Source organism: Mesorhizobium sp. WSM4846, from assembly GCF_055811415.1.
Genome location: NZ_JBVVPZ010000041.1, coordinates 1 through 19,888 on the forward strand (window position 1 = coordinate 1; position 19,888 = coordinate 19,888).

The 19,888-nt window shown below is 61.2% G+C and carries 17 protein-coding genes and 1 pseudogene; 11 read left to right on the plus strand and 7 right to left on the minus strand.

Annotated features, from left to right (window positions below):
- Positions 1-69: 69 nt before the first annotated feature.
- The 4 genes and pseudogenes from AC0L15_RS26210 to AC0L15_RS26225 all read left to right on the plus strand — a co-directional run.
- A pseudogene (locus AC0L15_RS26210) lies at positions 70-1,041 on the plus strand (nitrite/sulfite reductase domain-containing protein); the annotation flags it as partial.
- Positions 1,041-1,376, plus strand: a complete 336-nt coding sequence (gene nirD, locus AC0L15_RS26215) for a nitrite reductase small subunit NirD (RefSeq protein ID WP_208602492.1) — start codon at positions 1,041-1,043, stop codon at positions 1,374-1,376. The pseudogene AC0L15_RS26210 and the gene nirD, both read left to right, overlap by 1 nt.
- 2 nt (positions 1,377-1,378) lie before the next feature.
- Positions 1,379-4,216 (plus strand): nitrate reductase, encoded by a 2,838-nt coding sequence (locus tag AC0L15_RS26220; protein WP_473497576.1) that lies wholly within the window; start codon positions 1,379-1,381, stop codon positions 4,214-4,216.
- Between the two features lie 91 nt (positions 4,217-4,307).
- Entirely contained in the window at positions 4,308-4,793 is a 486-nt protein-coding gene (locus tag AC0L15_RS26225; RefSeq protein ID WP_287246654.1) for a hypothetical protein, read from the plus strand.
- 29 nt (positions 4,794-4,822) lie between these two features.
- Here AC0L15_RS26225 and AC0L15_RS26230 read toward each other — a convergent pair whose 3' ends face one another.
- The gene (locus AC0L15_RS26230) at positions 4,823-5,854 is read right to left on the minus strand and encodes a hydroxyacid dehydrogenase (RefSeq protein WP_473497578.1); all 1,032 of its coding nucleotides are present in this window, start codon (positions 5,852-5,854) and stop codon (positions 4,823-4,825) included.
- A gap of 262 nt (positions 5,855-6,116) precedes the next feature.
- On the opposite strand from AC0L15_RS26230, the gene AC0L15_RS26235 reads away from it, so the two are divergent.
- Positions 6,117-7,553, plus strand: a complete 1,437-nt coding sequence (locus AC0L15_RS26235; protein ID WP_287246956.1) for an aldehyde dehydrogenase family protein — start codon at positions 6,117-6,119, stop codon at positions 7,551-7,553.
- A 188-nt stretch (positions 7,554-7,741) separates the two neighbouring features.
- On the opposite strand, the gene AC0L15_RS26240 is transcribed toward AC0L15_RS26235, so the two are convergent.
- The 3 genes from AC0L15_RS26240 to AC0L15_RS26250 form a co-directional block, all read right to left on the minus strand.
- Positions 7,742-9,082: a glucoamylase family protein gene (locus tag AC0L15_RS26240; protein ID WP_287246652.1), complete on the minus strand. Its 1,341-nt coding sequence runs from the start codon at positions 9,080-9,082 to the stop codon at positions 7,742-7,744.
- Between the two features lie 45 nt (positions 9,083-9,127).
- Entirely contained in the window at positions 9,128-9,880 is a 753-nt protein-coding gene (locus AC0L15_RS26245; RefSeq protein WP_287246651.1) for an SDR family NAD(P)-dependent oxidoreductase, read from the minus strand.
- A gap of 224 nt (positions 9,881-10,104) precedes the next feature.
- A complete protein-coding gene (locus AC0L15_RS26250) occupies positions 10,105-11,034 on the minus strand; it encodes a TIR domain-containing protein (RefSeq protein ID WP_287246650.1) in 930 nt (309 codons plus the stop codon).
- Between the two features lie 68 nt (positions 11,035-11,102).
- On the opposite strand from AC0L15_RS26250, the gene AC0L15_RS26255 reads away from it, so the two are divergent.
- The gene (locus AC0L15_RS26255; protein ID WP_287246649.1) at positions 11,103-11,378 is read left to right on the plus strand and encodes a hypothetical protein; all 276 of its coding nucleotides are present in this window, start codon (positions 11,103-11,105) and stop codon (positions 11,376-11,378) included.
- A gap of 106 nt (positions 11,379-11,484) precedes the next feature.
- Positions 11,485-12,747 (plus strand): O-antigen ligase family protein, encoded by a 1,263-nt coding sequence (locus AC0L15_RS26260; protein ID WP_287305641.1) that lies wholly within the window; start codon positions 11,485-11,487, stop codon positions 12,745-12,747.
- Positions 12,748-12,882: 135 nt separating this feature from the next.
- Here the strand turns inward: AC0L15_RS26260 and AC0L15_RS26265 are convergent, their stop codons facing one another.
- The 3 genes from AC0L15_RS26265 to AC0L15_RS26275 form a co-directional block, all read right to left on the minus strand.
- Complete coding sequence (locus AC0L15_RS26265; protein WP_287066174.1) at positions 12,883-13,641, minus strand: class I SAM-dependent methyltransferase; 759 nt, start codon at positions 13,639-13,641, stop codon at positions 12,883-12,885.
- Between the two features lie 204 nt (positions 13,642-13,845).
- The gene (locus AC0L15_RS26270; protein ID WP_128168406.1) at positions 13,846-15,054 is read right to left on the minus strand and encodes a polysaccharide biosynthesis/export family protein; all 1,209 of its coding nucleotides are present in this window, start codon (positions 15,052-15,054) and stop codon (positions 13,846-13,848) included.
- A gap of 172 nt (positions 15,055-15,226) precedes the next feature.
- Entirely contained in the window at positions 15,227-15,901 is a 675-nt protein-coding gene (locus AC0L15_RS26275) for a sugar transferase (RefSeq protein ID WP_023796749.1), read from the minus strand.
- 554 nt (positions 15,902-16,455) lie between these two features.
- Between AC0L15_RS26275 and AC0L15_RS26280 the strand changes: the two genes are divergently transcribed.
- From AC0L15_RS26280 to exoK, 4 genes are all read left to right on the plus strand, one after another.
- Complete coding sequence (locus AC0L15_RS26280) at positions 16,456-16,776, plus strand: exopolysaccharide production repressor exox (protein WP_287246648.1); 321 nt, start codon at positions 16,456-16,458, stop codon at positions 16,774-16,776.
- Positions 16,777-17,190: 414 nt separating this feature from the next.
- Positions 17,191-18,204, plus strand: coding sequence for a glycosyltransferase family 2 protein (locus tag AC0L15_RS26285; RefSeq protein ID WP_287246647.1), 1,014 nt, complete (start codon positions 17,191-17,193; stop codon positions 18,202-18,204).
- A 261-nt stretch (positions 18,205-18,465) separates the two neighbouring features.
- The gene (locus AC0L15_RS26290) at positions 18,466-18,864 is read left to right on the plus strand and encodes a hypothetical protein (RefSeq protein ID WP_473497582.1); all 399 of its coding nucleotides are present in this window, start codon (positions 18,466-18,468) and stop codon (positions 18,862-18,864) included.
- Between the two features lie 146 nt (positions 18,865-19,010).
- Positions 19,011-19,880: an endo-1,3-1,4-beta-glycanase ExoK gene (gene exoK, locus AC0L15_RS26295; protein WP_287246645.1), complete on the plus strand. Its 870-nt coding sequence runs from the start codon at positions 19,011-19,013 to the stop codon at positions 19,878-19,880.
- Positions 19,881-19,888 lie beyond the last annotated feature (8 nt).

The following is a 19,888-nucleotide window of genomic DNA, read 5'->3' on the forward strand; positions in this document are numbered from 1 at the left end:
AATGGTCAAGGTCACCGGTGGCCAGCGCATCGACATGCTCGGCATCCGCAAGGAGGATCTGCCGGCGGTGTGGGCCGGCTGATCAAGGCCAAGGGCCTGAAGACCATTCCCGCCGTCATGCAGGAACTGGAATGGACCACCTCCTGCGGCTGTGCCAAATGCCGGCCGGCGCTCAATTACTATCTCGTCTGCGACTGGCCGGATGAGTATGCCGACGACTACCAGTCGCGCTTCATCAACGAACGCGTACACGCCAATATCCAGAAGGACGGCACCTATTCGGTGGTGCCGCGCATGTGGGGCGGCGTCACCAATGCCGCCGAACTGCGCGCCATTGCCGACGTCGTCGACAAATTCGAAATTCCAATGGTCAAGGTCACCGGTGGCCAGCGCATCGACATGCTCGGCATCCGCAAGGAGGATCTGCCGGCGGTGTGGGCCGATCTCGGTCAGGCCGGCTTCGTCTCCGGCCACGCCTATGCCAAGGGACTGCGCACGGTAAAGACCTGCGTCGGTTCGGACTGGTGCCGCTTCGGCACGCAGGATTCCACGGGGTTCGGCGTCCGCATCGAGAAATTCATGTGGGGCTCGTGGACGCCGGCCAAGGTCAAGATGGCGGTGTCGGGCTGCCCGCGGAACTGCGCCGAGGCAACCTGCAAGGATGTCGGCGTGATCTGCGTCGATTCAGGCTACGAGATCCATTTCGCCGGGGCAGCCGGCCTCGATATCAAGGGCACCGAGGTGCTCGGCCTGGTCAAGACCGAGGACGAGGCACTGGAGCATATCGTGGCGCTGACGCAGATGTATCGCGAGCAGGGCCGCTATCTCGAGCGCATCTACAAATGGGCCAAGCGCATCGGCATCGCCGAGATCAAGCGCCAGATCATGGACGATGGCGAGAAGCGCAAGGCCTATTTCGACCGCTTTGTCTTTTCGCAGAAATTCGCGCAGGTCGACCCCTGGTCGGAGCGCGTTTCCGGCAAGGACAAGCACGAATTCCGGCCGATGGCTTCGGTCGGCTTCGCGCAGGCGGCGGAGTGATGATGATGAACTGGATTGCTGTCGGCACGCTCTCAGACATTCCGCGCCGCGGCGCGCGCTGCGTCGCCACGCCTCAAGGCAAGATCGCCGTCTTCCGCACCGCTGACGATCAGGTCTTCGCCATAGAGGATCATTGCCCGCATAAGGGTGGACCGCTCTCGCAGGGGATCGTCCATGGCGCGGCGGTGACCTGTCCTCTGCACAATTGGGTGATCTCGCTGGAAACCGGCAAGGCGCTTGGCGCTGACGAAGGTGCGGTGCGCACCATTCCGGTGCGGATCGAGGGCGAGCGCCTGTTCATTGCGCTGGAAGCGCTGGCCAGTCGCGCGGCTTGAGCATGAAGATCGACGAAGCGAGCGAGGTGAGGACCACCTGCCCCTATTGCGGGGTGGGCTGCGGCGTGCTGGCGAAGGTCGCCGCGAACGGAGAGGTAACCGTTCGCGGCGACCCTGACCATCCGGCGAATTTCGGCCGGCTCTGTTCCAAGGGCTCAGCGCTGGCCGAGACGATCGACCTAGACGGACGGCTGCTCTATCCGGAGATCCACGGTCGCCGCACGGACTGGGACGAAGCGCTCGACCTCGTCGCCTCGACTTTTTCGCGGACCATCGCCGAGCACGGTCGCGACGCGGTCGCCTTCTACGTCTCCGGTCAGTTGCTGACCGAGGATTATTATGTCGCCAACAAGCTGATGAAAGGCTTTATCGGCTCGGCCAATATCGATACCAATTCGCGCCTGTGCATGGCCTCGTCGGTTGCCGGCCACCGCCGCGCCTTCGGCTCTGACACGGTGCCGGGCAGCTACGAGGATCTGGAACTCGCCGATCTGATCGTGCTGGTCGGCTCCAATCTCGCCTGGTGCCATCCGGTGCTCTACCAGCGCATTGCCGCTGCCCGGGAAAAACGGCCCGACATGAAGGTGGTGCTGGTCGACCCACGCCGCACGATGACCGCCGATATTGCCGACATGCACCTGGCGATCGCGGCGGATGGCGACGTCGCGCTGTTCACAGGGCTGCTCGCCTATCTCGGCCAGCACAACGCGCTGGACCGCACCTATATCACGGCGCACACGACCGGCTTCGGGCAAGCCCTTTTTGCCGCCTCCGCGCTCGACCTTGCCGGCGTTGCCGCTGCCACGGGCCTCGGCGAGGACGAACTTGTCCGCTTCTACAGCCTGTTCGCCGCGACGGCGAATACGGTGACCGTCTACAGCCAGGGCGTGAACCAGTCGTCCTCGGGCACCGACAAGGTCAACGCCATCATCAACTGTCATCTCGCTACCGGCCGCATCGGCAAGCCCGGCGCCGGACCGTTTTCGGTGACCGGCCAGCCCAACGCCATGGGCGGTCGGGAGGTCGGCGGCCTGGCCAACATGCTGGCCGCCCATATGGAGATCGAAAACCCCGAGCACCGCGATCGCGTGCAGCGGTTCTGGAGTGCGCCGGCCGTCGCCGAAAAGCCCGGCCTGAAGGCGGTCGAGATGTTTCAGGCGGTAGCCGATGGGCGCATCAAGGCGCTGTGGATCATGGCTACCAACCCGGTCGACTCGATGCCGGACGCCGATGCCGTCGAGGCGGCGATCAAGGCCTGCCCGTTTGTCGTGGTGTCGGACGTGTTGGCCAAGACAGACACGGTCCGCCACGCCCACGTCCGGCTGCCCGCCGCCGCATGGGGCGAGAAGGACGGCTCGGTCACCAATTCGGAGCGCCGCATCTCGCGCCAGCGCGCCTTTTTGGCCACGCCCGGAGAGGCAAGGGCCGACTGGTGGATCGTCGCCGAAGTCGCCAAGCGGATGGGTTTTGACGAAGCGTTTTCGCATCCGTGGCCAGCCGATATCTTCGCCGAGCACGCCGCGCTGTCGGCGTTCGAGAATGACGGCGCCCGCGATTTCGACATCGGTGCGTATGCCGGGGTCGATGCAGAGACCTATGAGGAGTTGGCGCCATTCCAATGGCCGGCGCCGAGCCAAGGCACCCCCCTCTGGCCTGCCGGCCATCTCCCCCCCAGGCGGGGAGATCAGCCGTCATCGTGGCCTTCACTATTTGTGAACGTCGCAGAAAGAGCGCCGTCGGTGGAACTGCCAATCTCCCCCCTTGAGGGGGAGATGGCCGCCAGGCCAGAGGGGGGTGTTCAAGCTGGACATAGCTCAGCCAGCACCCGCTTCTTCGCCAACGGCAATTTCTACACACCCGACGGCAAGGCGCGCTTCATCCCGATCCGTCCAGTTCCGCAAATCCGCACGAACGAAAAATTCCCGCTGGTGCTCAACACCGGGCGGGTTCGCGACCACTGGCACACCATGACGCGGACGGGAAAAAGCCAGCGGCTGTCGCAGCACCTGGCCGAGCCGTTCGCCGAAATCCACCCGGCGGACGCGCAGCACTTCGGCATCGGCGATGCCGACATCGTCCGCGTCTCAACCGAGCATGGCGAGGTGCTGCTTCGTGCGCTGGTGACGGCGCGGCAGCGGCCAGGCTCGGTCTTCGTGCCGATGCATTGGACGGACCAGTTTTCCGCGCGGGCTCGTGTCGATGCGCTGGTGGCGCCCATCACCGATCCGATTTCAGGACAGCCGGCCTCGAAGAATGTTGCCGCCCGGGTGGAACGCTTCGCTGCCGTCGCGTTCGGCTTCGCGGTGCTTGCCGAACGGCCAGCCTCGATCGACGCCGACTATTGGAGCCTCGCCCGCTGCGCCGCCGGCTGGCGTCTCGAGCTTGCGCTGGAAGCCGACCGGGACTGGCCGGGTTTCGCGGCCACGCTTTTCGGGGCGGACGCGCCAGGCGAGACGCTCGCCTATCATGATGTCGCCGGCGGGCACTATCGCTTCGCCCGCTTTGCGGGCAGCCGGCTGACTGGCGCGCTCTATCTTGCGCCCAGGCCGGTCGCGGTGTCGCGCGGCTGGGCGGTCGAGCAGTTAAGTGCGGACCATGCCGATCGGCGCGGGCGACTGGCGATCGTGGCGGGGCGGCCGGGCGGCAATAGCGTCGATCGCGGTGCCGTCGTCTGCTCCTGTTTCGGGGTCGGCGCCCATCAGATCGCCGAAGCGGTGCGCGGAGGCTGCGTAAGCGTCGAAGCGATCGGCGCCACCTTGCATGCCGGCACCAATTGCGGCTCCTGCCGCGCCGAGATCAGGACCATCATCGAGGCGCGACGCCTTCACGCGGCGGAGTGAGGGCGTCCAAAGCGCGTCGCGACGCTTACCAGCAATTTACAAACCGTGGGCTACCAACGTCCTTATTCGATTCGTTCCGAGCAGGACCCTTATGAGCAAAGCCCTCACTTCATTCGCATTGGTGGCCATATTGACGGGTTTGCTGATGGCTCTCAGCCTGGCAGTGGCCAGACATGGCTATCCCTTTGGTGCGATCGGCGCAGAACGCCTGGACGACGTCGCCGATGCCGGGACGTTTATCCCACTCGCGGCCGTGTACTTCTTCAGCGCGCTGCTGATGATGATCCTGCCGATCAGGGTCGCCGGCATCGTCCTGACACATGCTGCGGATGCGATCTTCTGGACAGTCATCGTGTTGTTCGCGGCCATCATTGGCGGCCTCGCCGCCAGATGGGCTTTCGATCGAAGCAATGTCTTGCCGGCACTGCTGAATTGGCGGTTCCTGTTTGTCGTGGCCGTCGTCGGCTGCCATCTCTTCATGAACGAGCTGCGCCGCAATATCCTGCTGAGAAGCCTGTTCTTTGTCGTCTTCGCCGCAGCGACGCTCGCCTGCCTGTTCTGGTCGTTCACCATCTGAGAAACCTCGCAGCCGCTGGGCCTGACGGCTCAGTTCTTGTCGACCGGCTTCGAGCGCATGCGCGAAACGGTCTCGCGTTCGGCCCGCTTCGAACGCATTGGCGGCAGGCCGCGGTCGATCAGGTCCATGTCTTCCAGCACCATGTCGCCCATGCGCTTGAAAGCGATGTCGAGCGCGCCGGCCCGGTGGGCGGAGCGCAGGAAGCCGGGCAGCGTGCGGACAGGATGGTCCTGCGCCAGCGGCTCTTGCGGAAACACATCGCTGGCGGCGACGATATGGCCGCTGCGAACTGCATCCATCAGCGCCGGAAAATCGACCACGCCGGCACGGCTGAGCAGGATGAAGGCGGCTCCTTTGCGCATCCTGGCAAAGGCCTCAGCGCCGAGAAAACCCTGGTTTTCGCTGGTCACCGAAGCGACGACGAAGACGAAATCGCTACTCGACAAAACCGTGTCGAGGGAGGCCGGCTCGACGCCGTTCTCGATCAGGATCGAGGGCGGCAGCCACGGATCGAAGACCTTGGTCCGCGTGCGAAAGCCCGACAGCAGCCGGTTGAGCGCACGGCCGAGATCGCCGAAGCCGATGATACCGACATCCGCGCCGGAGAGAAGCCGCGCCGCCCGGTTACCCTCGCCGCCCCACAGCTCCTTGCCCTGACGAAACGCAAGATCGGCGTCGACGATGTCGCGGGCGAGGTTGAACGCCATGGCAAGACCGAGCTCGGCCACCGGCTCGGCAAACACCATGCCGGTGGTGACGACATGGATGCCGCGCGAAAACAGCGTTTCATACGGCATGTTGTTGATGAGATTGCTCTCGACATTGAAGACACAGCGCAGCGCCGGCATCCTTTCCAGCGTCTCCGGCGCGATCGGCGGCTGGCCGACGATGTAGCGCGCCTCGGCGAGCACATCGTGTGGCAGGGCCGCGACGCCTTCTGGCGACGTTTCGACGATACGGTATCTGGCGCGGAATCTCGCCAGTGCCTCGGGCGTGAAAATCAGGTCGAGCGTGCGTGGCTCGGGCGCGCTGATCACCAGCGGCAACGCGCTGTCGGACATGGCAGCCTCCTCCTGGCGCGATCCGCGTCGCGCCGCACTAGAATCATGGTTTACCACCTCGACACCCAAGCAGGCTTGCCGGGCTTCGCCTGCCGGGCTTGTGTTTGTCGCAGGTTTTTATCGGAAAACCATCGAACACTTTTCCGAAACCTGCTTAGCACATGCCTGTCGAGGAGCAGAACTTTGCCTCCGGCGGCCTTGCGGTGTGGCAGCCGGTGGTCCAGATAGACGGCAATCGAAGGACAAGGAAGACAGCGACATGATCCCGTTTCGAAAGAACCTCATCGATGGCGAGTGGGTGGGCGATGCCGGCTCCCGCAACATCAACCCTTCCAATCTCGACGACGTGGTCGGCGAATATGCGTCGGGCGACGCCGAGCAGGCGCGGCAGGCCATCGCGGCGGCGAAAGCGGCGTTTCCGGCGTGGTCCCGATCGGGCTTGCTGGCACGCCATGCGGTGCTGAGGAAGGCGTCGGACGAGATCACCGCGCGGAAAGATGAAATCGGCCGGGCGTTGGCGCGCGAGGAGGGCAAGACGCTGGTCGAGGGGATTGGCGAAACCGTGCGGGCCGCCCAGATCTTCGATTTCTTTGCTGGTGAGACGCTGCGCCTGTCAGGCGAGCTGGTTCCAAGCGTGCGGCCCGGCGTCGGTGTCGAGATCACACGCGAAGCGGTCGGCGTCGTCGGCATCATCACACCGTGGAATTTCCCGATCGCCATCCCGGCGTGGAAGATCGCTCCTGCCCTGGCCTACGGCAACACCATCGTCTTCAAGCCGGCCGAGCTGGTTCCGGAGAGCGCCTGGACCATTGTCGACATATTGCACCGTGCCGGCCTGCCTAAGAGTGTGCTCAATCTCGTCATGGGCAAGGGTTCGGTAGTCGGCCAGGCCATGCTCGACAGCCCTGACCTCAATGCCATCACCTTCACCGGCTCGGTCGGCACCGGCAAGCGCGTGGCCGCCGCCAGCGTCGAGCACATGCGCAAGTACCAGCTCGAAATGGGCGGCAAGAACCCGCTCGTCGTGCTCGACGATGCAGATCTTGCCGTCGCCGTCGACTGCGCGATCAATGGCGCATATTTCTCGACCGGCCAGCGCTGCACGGCGTCGTCCCGCCTGGTTGTGACGGACGGCATCCATGACCGCTTCGTCGATGCGATGAAAGATCGCCTCGCCAAGCTGGTCGTCGGCGACGCCCTCGATGCGAAAACCCAGATCGGACCCGTCGTCGACCAGAGCCAGTTGAAACAGGACGAAGACTATATCGCCATCGGCCGCCAGGAAGGCGCCGATCTCGCCTTCGGCGGCGAGCGACTCGATCGCGAAACCCGCGGCTTCTACCTGCAACCGGCGCTGTTCACGCAAGCCACCAACGCCATGCGCATTTCACGCGAGGAGATTTTTGGTCCGGTCGCCAACGTCATCCGCGTCAAGGACTATGACGAGGCGCTGGCGGTAGCCAACGACACGCCGTTCGGGCTGACGTCGGGCATCTGCACGTCGAGCCTCAAGCACGCCACGCATTTCAAGCGCAACTCGGAGGCCGGCATGGTGATGGTCAATCTGCCGACGGCGGGCGTCGACTTCCATGTGCCTTTCGGCGGACGCAAGGGATCGAGCTACGGCCCGCGCGAGCAAGGCCGCTACGCAGCGGAATTCTACACTACGGTAAAGACCGCCTACACGTTCGTCGGCTAAGTAAATCAAGCCAGACGAAATCGAACGGCCTTCCCAGTGAGCGCGAGTTGCTGGGAAGGCGAAAGTCTTCGTGCCCGAAACGACAGCAACCACCACTGGGCGCTAATGCATGTCGCGCACATGCATGAAACAGCAACCTAAAGCGCGTCGCAGGAGGCCGGTCAAACGCGGCGCGCTTTAGCCGTCATTCAGCAGGGGTCCTTGCGAGGAGGGCTCGCCGGCTGCGACAGCCAGCCGCCGGAGAACCCGGCCTTGCACAGGCCGCGACGGATATGCGGGCTCGACCGCATCAGGTCCCAGATCAGCCGCGAGCGGTGGTTTTCAATCATCAGCACGACGATGCCTTGGTCCAGTCCATAGCGCGCATCCGATATCCAGCCGCTCGGCCCGAACTTCCGCCGGTTCGCCAGCGTCGGGTTGAAGCCGCTCGGCATCCTGAAACTGTCGACCACCTCAGGGTGGCGTTCCCTGAGGTGGCGCAGTGCCGGCAGGCAGATTTCAGGCGCGAAGGGCAGCGATGCGAGATACGACCACGGCGCGATCGTTCCGTCATCGGGGCCGAACGGTGCGCCGCGCGCCGCATAGCCGGAAAATTTGCGCGGCCGCCGCTCGATCCGCGCGCGGAATTTGCCGGGTCCGTCACCCGCCGAAAGTCCCCAAAGTGCTTCGCCGTAGCCGTCGTAGCCAGAGGGGTTGTGCCGCGCATAATCCCGGTGAAGGTAGGTCGCGCGGCGGCTGTTTTCGAAATAGTCCGAGTTCTTGTCCCGCATGAACGCGTCGCGGATGCCATCGAAGTCGATCCAGGCATGTGAGAACTGGTGCATGAACAGCGGGCCGCCATAGAGCACGTCGTAGCCGTAGATGTTTTCCCACTGATATGTCGCCGTCCAGCCGGCATAGCTGTCGTCCGAGGCTGGCCTGTCGGGGGCGGCCATTGCCAGCACGTAAAGGATCGTCGCTTCGTTGTAGCCTTCCCAGCCATAACGCAGAAAACCGCTCTTCGGCTTCCAGCCCTGTCGCAAGGTCGGTCTGCTGCCTTGAATCCATCGCCAGTCGACGCGTCGGTAGAGCATTTCCGCCAGCTCGCGGATTTCGGTTTCGTCGTCAGTGTCGCCTGCGAAATAGGCGCCAGCCGTGAGCACGCCGGCCATCAGCAGCGCCGTGTCAACCACCGACAACTCGCATCGCCAGGCGCGCAGGCCGGTCCACATGTCGAGGAAATGGTAGTAAAAGCCTTTGTGGCCGGTGACGTCGTCGCCATCGCCTTGCCGGCTGTTCCAGAAGAAACGCAGTGCGGCAAGCGTCAGCTTCACGGCTGCGTCTCGCGCTATCCAGCCGCGCTCGACCCCGACCGGATAGCAGGAAAGGGCGAAGCCGACGACCGCGATGCTTGCCGGCCAATTTGGCCGCGACGTGTCGGCAACCAGTCCGTTTTCCGCATTCACGGTTTCCAGAAAATAGCCGAAGGCGGCGCGCTGGAAGCGGTCGAGCAATTCTTCGTCGGACAGTGGAGGTTCGACCCTAAGCAAACGACGTAAACTCCAGTCCGGCGGTTGCAAATCGTTCGAGTTGCTTCAATAGGTGGCCCGGCCGCCGGAAACGTCGAAAACGGCAGCCGTCGTGAAGGAACATTCCTCGGAAGCGATCCACGAGATCAGCGCCGCCACCTCCTCGACCTCGCCAAACCGCGCCATTGGTATTTTCGACAGCATGAAATTGATGTGCTGCTGGCTCATCTGCTGGAAGATCGCGGTGCGCACCGCTGCCGGCGTGACGCAGTTCACCGTCACCTTGGTCTTCGCCAGTTCCTTGCCCAGCGACTTGGTCAGGCCGATCACCGCCGCCTTGGAGGTGCTGTAGGCAGAGGCATTCGGGTTTCCCTCCTTGCCGGCGATCGAAGCGATGTTGACGATCCTGCCGTAATTGCGCTCGAGCATGTGCGGAACCAGCGCCTTGTTGCAGTAGAAGACGCCGTTGATGTTGATGTCGATGACCTGGTGCCAATCCTCCACCGAATAGTCCCAGGTCGTCATGTTCGGTCCGGTGATGGCCGCGCTGGTGACCAGGATATCGACCGCGCCAAGGGCTTCGATCGTCTGCCGGGCGGCCTGTGCGACCGCTACAGGATCGGCGACGTCGACGGTCACGCCGTGCAAGTCGGCGATGACAGCCTTGGCCTGCTCGATCTGGGTGGAGTTGCGATCCCAGACGCAAACGCGCCCGCCCTCTTCAACGATTCGTTGCGCGACGGCTAGGCCGATGCCTGAGGCGCCACCGGTGACCACGGCCGATCGTCCGGCAAACCGTCCCGCAAAACTCGTTGGCATATGGTCTCCCTCATTTGCCCGTCCCGACGGGCGCTGGCGACACCGCCAGCGGAGAATGTGAAGTCAACGGCGGAGAAGTTCAAGCCGGGGACTGGAGCCTCGAACAGGTTTCATGGCGGGCCAGAAGCAGGCGGTTGAGAGCCGCTCTTGGCCTCTCCATAAGATACTGAGCTGCGGTCGCGGCGAGGCGCCAGGCCCGTCCGAGCGACTCCCATCGGCGCCGTTCAAACGTTCTTGATCGACTTCCAATGGCTCAGCCGCTCCGCGATCAACTCCACTCGTCGCTGGTTGTCCCGCCCGTCCAGGATGCTCAAGTCCTCCGGTTCGGCGCGCAAGTAGATTCCTGAGGTGCGCGCGTTCAGTTTTGGCTGCGTGTCGGCGCGTGTGGTAAAGTACCCGGACGCGCGATCGGCGGACTCCAGCCGGATCTCCCCCGTCCCGTACAACTGCGACGCGTTCGCATCCAAGGGCCGTTCTCCATTCCAGAAGTAGAAGATGCCGGCAGGCTCCTTTCTCTCCTTTACCGCCTCGCTCCAGTATCTGGCTGACAGACTGCCATTCTCTTGCCATGAGCGGCCGGCCAACTCCAACGCACCGTCGCGGTCTCGCGCGATACGCAGGAGGCTCACGGCGGAAGGTTCCTTTGCGGTCCGCTCCGACAGGGAAAACTGCCACCAAAGGCCCTCTATTCGGGCGACGCGGCCTTCATTCTCAACAGCTTTTCGCAGCTTTTGGTTGACCGCTCTCATCTCCGCGGCGGTCGTCGCGTCGCCATACCTCACGGACGTCAGGCCCAGGAGATCGCTTGGAAGCTTGGAACCGTTGGCATGAAGGATAAACGTTCGGCGCATTCCAAGGACTCCGCCGAAAAGGCCGGCTTCGAAGACGACATTGTCTCGCGGAGAAGCTTGAGCGGATACAGGAGCAGATGATGCTGGCAGGCTTACACTGGTCCAGTCGTCCTGGGCGAAGACGAAAGCGGCGAAGTCGACTTCACGCGTAAGCTCGAGGAGGCGCCCCAGGGTGGTTGTCCCCGGATTGAAGGACGTCGTCCAGGGTTCCACATGCGCGATGTCTTCAAGACCGCGTGTCAGCGCCTGCAGCAGTTTTTTCTGCTTCCCCGACGAGCCCAGGAAGATTCGAGGTTTGTCCATCCATTTGCTCCAACCCAGCAGATCTGGGACGACCAGCGCCTGCCAATTGTTGGTGTGGCCATCGTCTGGTGGTCCCCGAGATAGCGTACGCGGAGGGCCTCATTCATTGCAACGAATGCCGACTGCTATTTTTCGGTCCGGTGCTGAAAGAACTGCAAAAACAGTTCCGCGCGGTGGTGATGCCGAGCCTCTCGTTAAATGCGGCGCCGATGGTTTTTGACGGCGCCGAAAGCGATGCCCAGCCCTGCGCCGGGATGTTCGGTTCTTGCCGCACGCACCGTCTGTCGTGGCCTTTTGCCGCCGTCCCGGGGCGCCTTGGGACTGTTTTTGCCTCATTTGGGTGACACGCTGCGGGGGATGGGTTATATTGCACTGCACAATAGGAAGCGTTCGCGCATGGCGCGGCGGCGAATCGGCATTGAACTGCATGGACGGGAATTCGCTACCGAGATGAAGATTCCAAAATCTCTGTTGGTCGACCCGGAGAAGAGCACGGTCTACGGCGCATTTGCTGTTGCCATCTCCATTTGGGCGTTCTCCTACTCCTCGGTTTTCGGCCCGATCCTGATCCTGGCCTATTATGCGGTCTGGCTTCCCCTGGTTCTGGTAGACTACCGGCGGCTGTTGCGACATGCCTCCAGCGCGTGGCTGCCGTTGGCGTTTGCATTCTATGTCTGCCTCTCGGTGTTCTGGTCGGACGCCCCCGGCATCACGTTGAGGACGTCAATCCAGTATTGCTCCCATATCGCCTGCGCCTACATCGCCGCGCGCACCGTCAGCGTCCGGACGTTGACGATAGGCTCACTGATCGGGATTTTTGTCGTCCTGCTCTATTCACTCAAGGTCGGGGGATATTCCTATGATATGCTCGACGGGACGTACAATTTCGTCGGCGCATTCAGCTCCAAGAACCAACTCGGCTTTGTCGCCTCCCTTGGCATCTATTTTTGCATTGTCTTCCTGGTCTTTCTCAGGCGCGGCCGGATAAGCTTTATCCTGACGGCGCCCATCTTCGTCCTATCGGCCTATCTTCTGATCATGGCGCATTCCGCCACCTCGACGGCTTCGATACCGGCAGTTCTCGCTCTGGTGGCTCTGCTTGCCATGGCCAAGAAGCTTCCACTCCGCTACCGACGGGTGATTTTCGTTGTCGGCGCATGCGGGCTGGTCGTGGTCACCGCGGTTGCCTTTGCAGGACTTCTGGATTTCGTCCTTGGCGCCTTCGGAAAGGATTCCACGCTCACCGGACGGACCTATCTCTGGGAGCAGGGCTGGGAAGCGGCGCAGCAGGCGCCGATCCTCGGCGTCGGCTACGCGGCCTATTGGGTGCAGGGGTTCGCCGAGGCCGAGCGGCTTTGGAACGAATTCTACATCACCACCCGAAGCGGCTTCCACTTCCACAACACCTATATCGAAGCCCTCGTCGAGCTGGGTTATGTCGGGGCGATGCTGATTTCGCTGATCATCGTGCGCACGCTATGGGGCCATATATCGGCCCTGATATTCAGGACATGGCAAGCCGAGTCGGTGATTCTTGGCGGCGTGATGGTGCTTCTGCTCATCCGGTCCTTCGTTGAGATCGACACCTTCAACCCCTACATCATGGGCTCCTTCCTCCTGTATTACAGCTACTTCAGGCTGGTCAGGGTGCACGTCGCCCGTCCCCGATGGACCGCGGCCGACCTCGCGGAACCAGAAACTGCGGGGCGCTAAGCAAAGGGCTAAAATATTGCCCTGATTTTTGGTGCCGCGCACAAAAACGCCGCCTGACAACGCCAAGGCCAAGCAATCATTTCCTCTCACAGGCAGCAGGCGAGCCTCGCCCGAGTTGGGTTTGCTGCCTATTGATCAGGCCCTGAGGGTCAGGAGCGCATACCATGCGAACCGCTTCACAAAGGGAAGCGTCAAAACTACTGAATCGACAGCTTTGCCAACTTTGTAGACGGTCTCCGAGATGGTCCGCGGCATCAGCGCGCTTCCTACGGAGCACAGGCCGAAATAGTCCACCTGGACATTGCTGAAATAGCGGCGGGCCAAAGCGAAGTCCGAAATTAGCAAGGGATGTTCATCAGCGGTGCGGATGAGGGGTGTCCGATTTCTGTAGGCATTCAGGAGCGGATTGTGTCCCATCGGCTCGTAGAAGGACGCCACGCCGTTCGGCTTCAGGACACGGACCACATCGGAAAAACACCGGTCCAGGTCCAGGTGATGGATGATCCCGCGTCCATACACCAGGTCGAACTTGTTGTCCTCGAACGACATGGCTTCCGCATTCATCGCCAGGAATGTAGCGTTCGTGCTTCCAAGCGTGCTCGCCCGTTCGTTCGCCTTGTTTACTGCTACATCCGAAATATCAATCCCCGTCAGAGATCGGCAAAGATCGGGCAGGTGCAGGGAATGCAGAGACCACCCCCCATCGGAGCAACCGTACTCGAGCACGTCTGCGTTTTTCGAAAGCCGTTTTATCTGCTCGTCTTGACGTTCAGCGCCGTGACGAATTGTTCGATACCACTTGTCCAGGCTTCCTCTTGGATCCTCCTCCTGACTGAATCTGAGATTGTGAAATTCTCTTTCTCGACTGACGATTTCGTCCCTTTCACTGTGCACGACAAAGTCCTCCTCGGATTTAAGTTGCAACTAAAGCACAACATCTCCTTGCGCTGCAATTACTCACGTCCCGAGTTGGCGGTAGGCCAGCTTGTCGGGGCGGCGAGCACAGTGTCGACGAGTTCAAGGTCGAACTCGTCCGGGTCGAACTCCTTGCAGATCGAATCTGTACGGCGCGGTCGGATCGGCCGATCGCTCCAATGCCTACTGGCTTGCCATTGGCACCAGCTTCACCTTGATCACGTCCCCAGGCAGCACGGGCGTATCTTCGCTGGCAGCGATTTCGCTGGTCTTGCCGTCGACAACCCGAACCAGGCCAAACGACATCGTTGGCTCTTCGCCGTCGCGATAGCGTTGTAGCGCCGGGCTCCCCGACATGGCTTCGGCCATCAGGCCGGTGTGCATGTTCATCTTGAGCATTGTTTCGCTGAGATCGGCTTCTGCCTGTTGCCGGCCGGTGGCGAGATCCGCATTCTGGGTGTTCTCCAGGTCGATGGCGTCCTGGTCGGCCTTGCTGATCGACTGCCTGGCGGTGAGGATAGCCGTTTCGTAATCCAGGATTTTTCCTTCCAGGTCGGCGATCGTTTGCTGCGAAGTCAGAACCCGAGTGTTGACGACAAGGCCCTTTTGCGCAAGCGAACCGATGCCGCTGAGCTGTTCCTTTGCTAGGTCGACCTGCCGCTGCTGGTTGACGATCTTTTTCTGCAGCGAATCGATCTCGCTCTGCAATAGCTTCTTCAAATCGTCGAGTGCCTGAAGGCGCAGTTTGAGATTCTTTTGATCGGCCGTCAGGATCGCCATCTCGTCGGCAACGATGCTTGCCAGCTTCGGATCCTCGGCCACCTCCTTCGGCACGTCGAATGTCGGCTTGTCGGCGATCTGCGCTTCGATGCGCGCGCGCCGAACGATCAGTCGGACCCGTTGGTCCTGGAGAACGTCAAACTCGCCCTTGGCGTTGATTATGTCGCGGGCGTACCGCTGTCCTTCGGGGGCCCGCCGGACGCCGCCGGCGATGCTCATCGCCCTCAGGACGGTCAGGCCGGGCACGTAGGGGTACTGGCCCGGCGTCTGGACCTCCCCGGAAATGTAGAACGGCCTGTACTGCGCCATTTCGACGGAGGCTTCCGGCCGGTCCGCCAGAGCGAGCTTGCGCTGGAGCGCCTGGCTGATCGCTGCCGCGATCTCGGATGTGGTCTTGCCGGATGCCGGCATTTCGCCGGCGAACGGCACGGACAATGTTCCAGACGGACCGACCGTGTATTCTCCGTTGACGGCCGTCCAGTCGCGGAACGTGCCTTCAACGGTCTGCCATTCGGCCACGCGGATGGTCAGCTTGTCCTGGGATCCAAGCCGGTACTCGTCGGCCGCGGCGAGTTGGGGAACGGCGAGCGCCAGCGCGAGGCAAGTGGTCATAAGCCGCATCCGTCGCATGCGATTGCCAACCGTGCCGGCCCAGGAGATGTCGAAGATGTTTGTTTTCAACTGTACGTTTTCCGATTCGCTTTAGCCCGGCCCGATGAAGCTTGCTGCAGAATGCTTGGCGCCGGGACAGTCACTCCTCCGCACACAACCGGCTCCCCGCCCGTCAATAGCAGCCCCGCGACATCCAGACGGCAGGCACGGTCTTGATGATAATGCGAATGTCCTCGAACAGCGACCAGTTCTCGACATAGTGGCGATCGAATGCGACGCGGCTGTCATAGGAAACGTCATTGCGGCCGCTGACCTGCCAGAGCCCGGTCAGGCCAGGGCGCGATTTCAGGTAATAGACGGCCGAACTGCCATAGATTTCGAGCTCGTCGCGCACCACCGGGCGAGGACCGACAAGGCTCATGTCACCCTGAAGGATATTGATGATCTGCGGCAGTTCATCGAGGCTGAGCTTCCTCAGCACGGCCCCGACACGCGTGACGCGTGGATCGTTCTTGAGCTTGCGGGTGGCTATCCATTCGGCCTTGGCTTCCGGGTTGGCGGCAAGGTATGCCGCCAGCACCTGTTCGCCATTCTGTACCATAGTGCGAAACTTGAGACACGGGAAAATCCGTCCTCCCCGCCCGATCCGGCTGTGACCATAGAAAATCGGCCCGCCGTCGGAAAACTTGACAAGCAGCGCGACCATCACAAACAGCGGACTGAGAGCAACCAGGCCAATCAGTGAACCGGCGATATCGAAGCTGCGTTTAAGCAGGCCGCCGATTGGTGGAAAGTCGATACCGGCCTGCGGAAAATTCGCGTCGGCCGGCTTGGCTACGTCCCTCATGCGTAAACTCCATACGTTGAACGGATGGTTTGCCGCACGATATCAAAAAAATGCTGCATCGCAACACACAATTCCTTGAGCGCCTGAAATAATCACGTCATGCATTGATTAAATAATGAACCGATCATGCGCAAATTTTGGCTTTTTGTGGCGCGTTCGTGACCAATTATGGGCAACCTTGGAAAATTTAGTGCCTTTTTAGGGCTGATTTTGGGCGTATCGCTCTTTGTGCCGCGTGGTTGAGAAATATCGCGCTGTGGCTTTGTAAAATATAGAACGCTATTAAAGTAAAATACTGACTAATATTGTGGCTATTACTGAAGTGAGTCCATACCGGGTGATTGGTCGTGATACCAGGTGTGCATTGCAGCATGGTAGAGTCGATCCCCCGAACTTATCCAAAATAATTTGCGGTTGGCCTTGCCCGCTATTGCACACCTTAATAGAGTTGCAAATTGTTTCTCTCAGAGTATGGACAGCGTGGGAAGGCCGGAAGCAACCGGCTAAAAAAGCGGGTGGCCTCAACAAGCTCGCATGGCGAAGGGAGGCTCGGGGTGGTCAATCATCGATTTTCGCCCGAGCAGGTTGACGGGCTGTCGGGTATGTCGCTACCAAAATTCATTATTGGCATGATTTTCTCGCTGGCGATCGTGGTCGCCTGGTCTTATCTCGACGGTGCTTCGCTAGGCACGACGCTTTTTCGCGCTATAGCCTGCGCCATTGTCATTCAACTGGGCTACTTTCTGCTCGTTTTCGCCATGGTTGCCAGAAATACCCCGACGTCGGCTGATAAGATTCGCGACGCCGAACGAAGGCTGAGTTCGACCGAAGCGGCCGATGGCGAGAAGTTCAGTGCCAGGAGAAGCATCCACTGACCTGACGGCAGGTAGCGTCGGCCCCTGGCGGACTGCTCGCCCGACAGCATCCTGGCAACCGGCTTGCGGATTTCCCCTTCAGCCTCGGATCCTCTGACTCAGCCACCACTGCCTAAACTCTGTCGATCGACCTGGTGATCCGCGATTCGAGTGCGCTGACCCCCCATCCAGAATGGGCAGGGACGGTGTGCGAAGCGATCCGTCTATCCGCGGGCATTTCACCACCCATCGATTTGCGCCATGACGACATCGAAAGGAAAGACTGGACGGACCGAATGATTTTAACGATGCTTCGCAGGTGCAGCATAAGCGCCGGCCGATGTTTTTCGTACAGCCGGTCAGTCAGTGAGAACGAGGGCTGAATTGGACATCAAAAGGGGGAATTCGGAGCTACTTGTGCAGTCGAACGAATTGATGACAGAACCGGAAGTCTGCGTGATCATCGCCGCCCGCAACGCGGCGCGGACAATTCCGGTTGCCATCGCATCGGCCTTGCGCGAGCCGGAGGTGGCCGAAGTCGTCGTCGTCGATGACGCCTCCACTGACGATACCGCGAAAGTCGCGCGGGCGGCCGACGATGGCAGCGGCAGGCTTTCCGTCATCCGGCTCGACGTCAACGGCGGTCCTTCCTTCGCCCGCAACGTCGCGATCGCCAGCTCTAAATCGCCGTTCATCAGCATTCTGGACGCCGACGATTTTTTTCTCGAGGGCAGATATCGCGAGTTGTTCGCCAGCGCCGATTGGGATTTCGCTGCCGACAACATCATGATGATCAGGGACGATGCGGCGACCGACGTTTCGAAAATCACCGCTCCGCGGTTTTCGGCCGATCCGGAATTTCTCGATTTCGAGCGCTTCATCCAAGGCAACATCTCCAGTCGTCGTGTGCAGAGAGGTGAGTTGGGTTTCCTCAAACCGGTGATCAGCCGCGCTTTTCTGGACCGGCATGGGCTGCGCTATGACGAAAACCTGCGGCTGGGCGAAGACTATGAACTCTACGCGCGCGCGGTTGCTTGCGGGGCGCGCTTCAAGGTCATCAGGTCCTGCGGCTACGGCGCGATCGTTCGCGCGGATTCGCTGAGCGGCCAGCACAAGACGCAGGATCTCAAGCGTCTGGCCGACGCGGATCTGGCGCTGCTGGCGATCGACAGTTTGCCGGAAGGTTCCAAGGCCGCCCTCAGAAAGCACGAACGGCAGGTGCGCGACAAATATCGGTTGCGAAACTTCCTCGACCTGAAGAACGAGAAAGGGCTGACAGCGGCTGCGGCCTACGCCCTGGCCAGCCAATCCAATCTCATCCCCATCGTTCGCGGCGTGGCCGCCGACAAGCTGGATGCGCTGTTTCGCCGCGCCGGCTTTGGCTCGAAACAGCCTGTGCCGCCGCGGCGCTTTCTCATGGCCGCAACCACCCCGGTCGGCGAGGCTTGAGCTGGGCCCGCCGGCGCCATGCCGATCATGTCAACAGGTCCTTACCCTGCCTCAAAGCGATGCGAATTCCGATTCGCCGCACTAGGTGGTTGCCTACTCGCTTTGGGAATGGCATGTATGTTGCGATGCAGCAATTTTGATTGGCTGTTTGAATCGGCCGAAAACGTCCGCCTGTCAGAGCTGGACGATGCGACAAGAATTTTTTTGGCCCGGCCGGGCACAAGGGATAGCTTAGGCCGGTTATGACAGGAAACTGAGCGCATGGCCTCGATATTTGGCTTCAGATCAAGGGATCCGGCTCGAGACAGGCAGACCGATATCTCGCGCCTTGACCGCCTGGCAAAGCTGCTTGACCAGATCGCAGCCGAGATCGAGGCGGAGAAAAACGGGCTTGAGAATCGCTACCGCACGAAGGCCACCAACGCAGCCTTCCTGGTCGAGGCGATGGAAAATGGCGCGGCCTCCTCCAGCAGATCCTCCGAGGTCAGCGAACTGACGAAGTCGATCCTGAATTACGAGCGGCGCATCGCGGCGCTCGCCCGCCAGAACGAATTGATGAAGGGTCTCCGGCATTCGCTGGATGCTATCTTCGACGAAAGCGCCCAGCCTAGCTCGACCATCAAGGCTGATTTCGCCAACCCGGCCGCCGGCGCGGGGTGAAATTTCAAAGATCCTCGGTGGCGCCACTGGGCAACAACCAAGCAACCGGGGAAGCTACCGGCAGAAGGTCAAGGTCAGCTCGTTTCGTCATGGTTTTGAACATCGACTTTGGGTTGGGGGGGCGCGCAGCACAAGGTGAGTTTGGTATGAACGCGGATTCGAAAAGCACGTCCACCCCAGCAACCGGCGACCGGCCGTTCACGCATTTGATGAGGCAAGGGAAACTGAGGCAGCTATGTTCGGGCGGTGCGTTTCTGCTGGTCGCACTCGGCAGCCTGGTTGCGGGTCCGACCCCTTCCCGTTCGCAGGACATCCCGACTGCGCCATCGTTCGTCGATGATTTCACCAGCTTCGACCGGGCGCGTTGGTACATTGCCGACGGCTGGGCGAACGGCAAGTATCAGAACTGCATCTGGTCCAAAAGACAGGTCAAGCTTTCCAATGGCATGCTGACGCTCGGTTTCGAAAAGCAGAAAGTGAAGGATCGCGACTTTGCCTGCGGCGAGGTCCAATCCAAGCAGCGCTTCGGCTATGGCACCTATGAGGCGCGGATGAAAACCGATTCGGGCTCTGGCATCAACGCCTCCTTCTTCACCTACATCGGCCCCACCGATAAGCAGCCGTGGGATGAAATCGACTTCGAGGTGCTGACCAAGGACACCTCCAAAGTGCAGGTCAACGCCTACATCGCCGGCAAGGGCAATAACGAGAAAGTGGTGGATGTAGCTGGCGGCACCGACAAGGCTTTTAACGATTACGCCTTCGTCTGGGAGAAGGACCGGCTGCGCTGGTACGTCAATGGCGAGCTGGTGAACACGATCACCGATCCGGCAAAGCTGCCCAGCCATGCGCAAAAGATATTTTTTAGCCTCTGGGGCAGCGACAGGATGAAGGAATGGTTGGGGCCGTTTTCGGATCCGGGTCGCAAGCTTACCTTGCAAGTGGATCGCGTCGCATTCACGGCGCTCGGCCAGCCATGCCAGTTTCCGGAATCGCTGGCATGCAGCATTAAGTAAAGACCAAT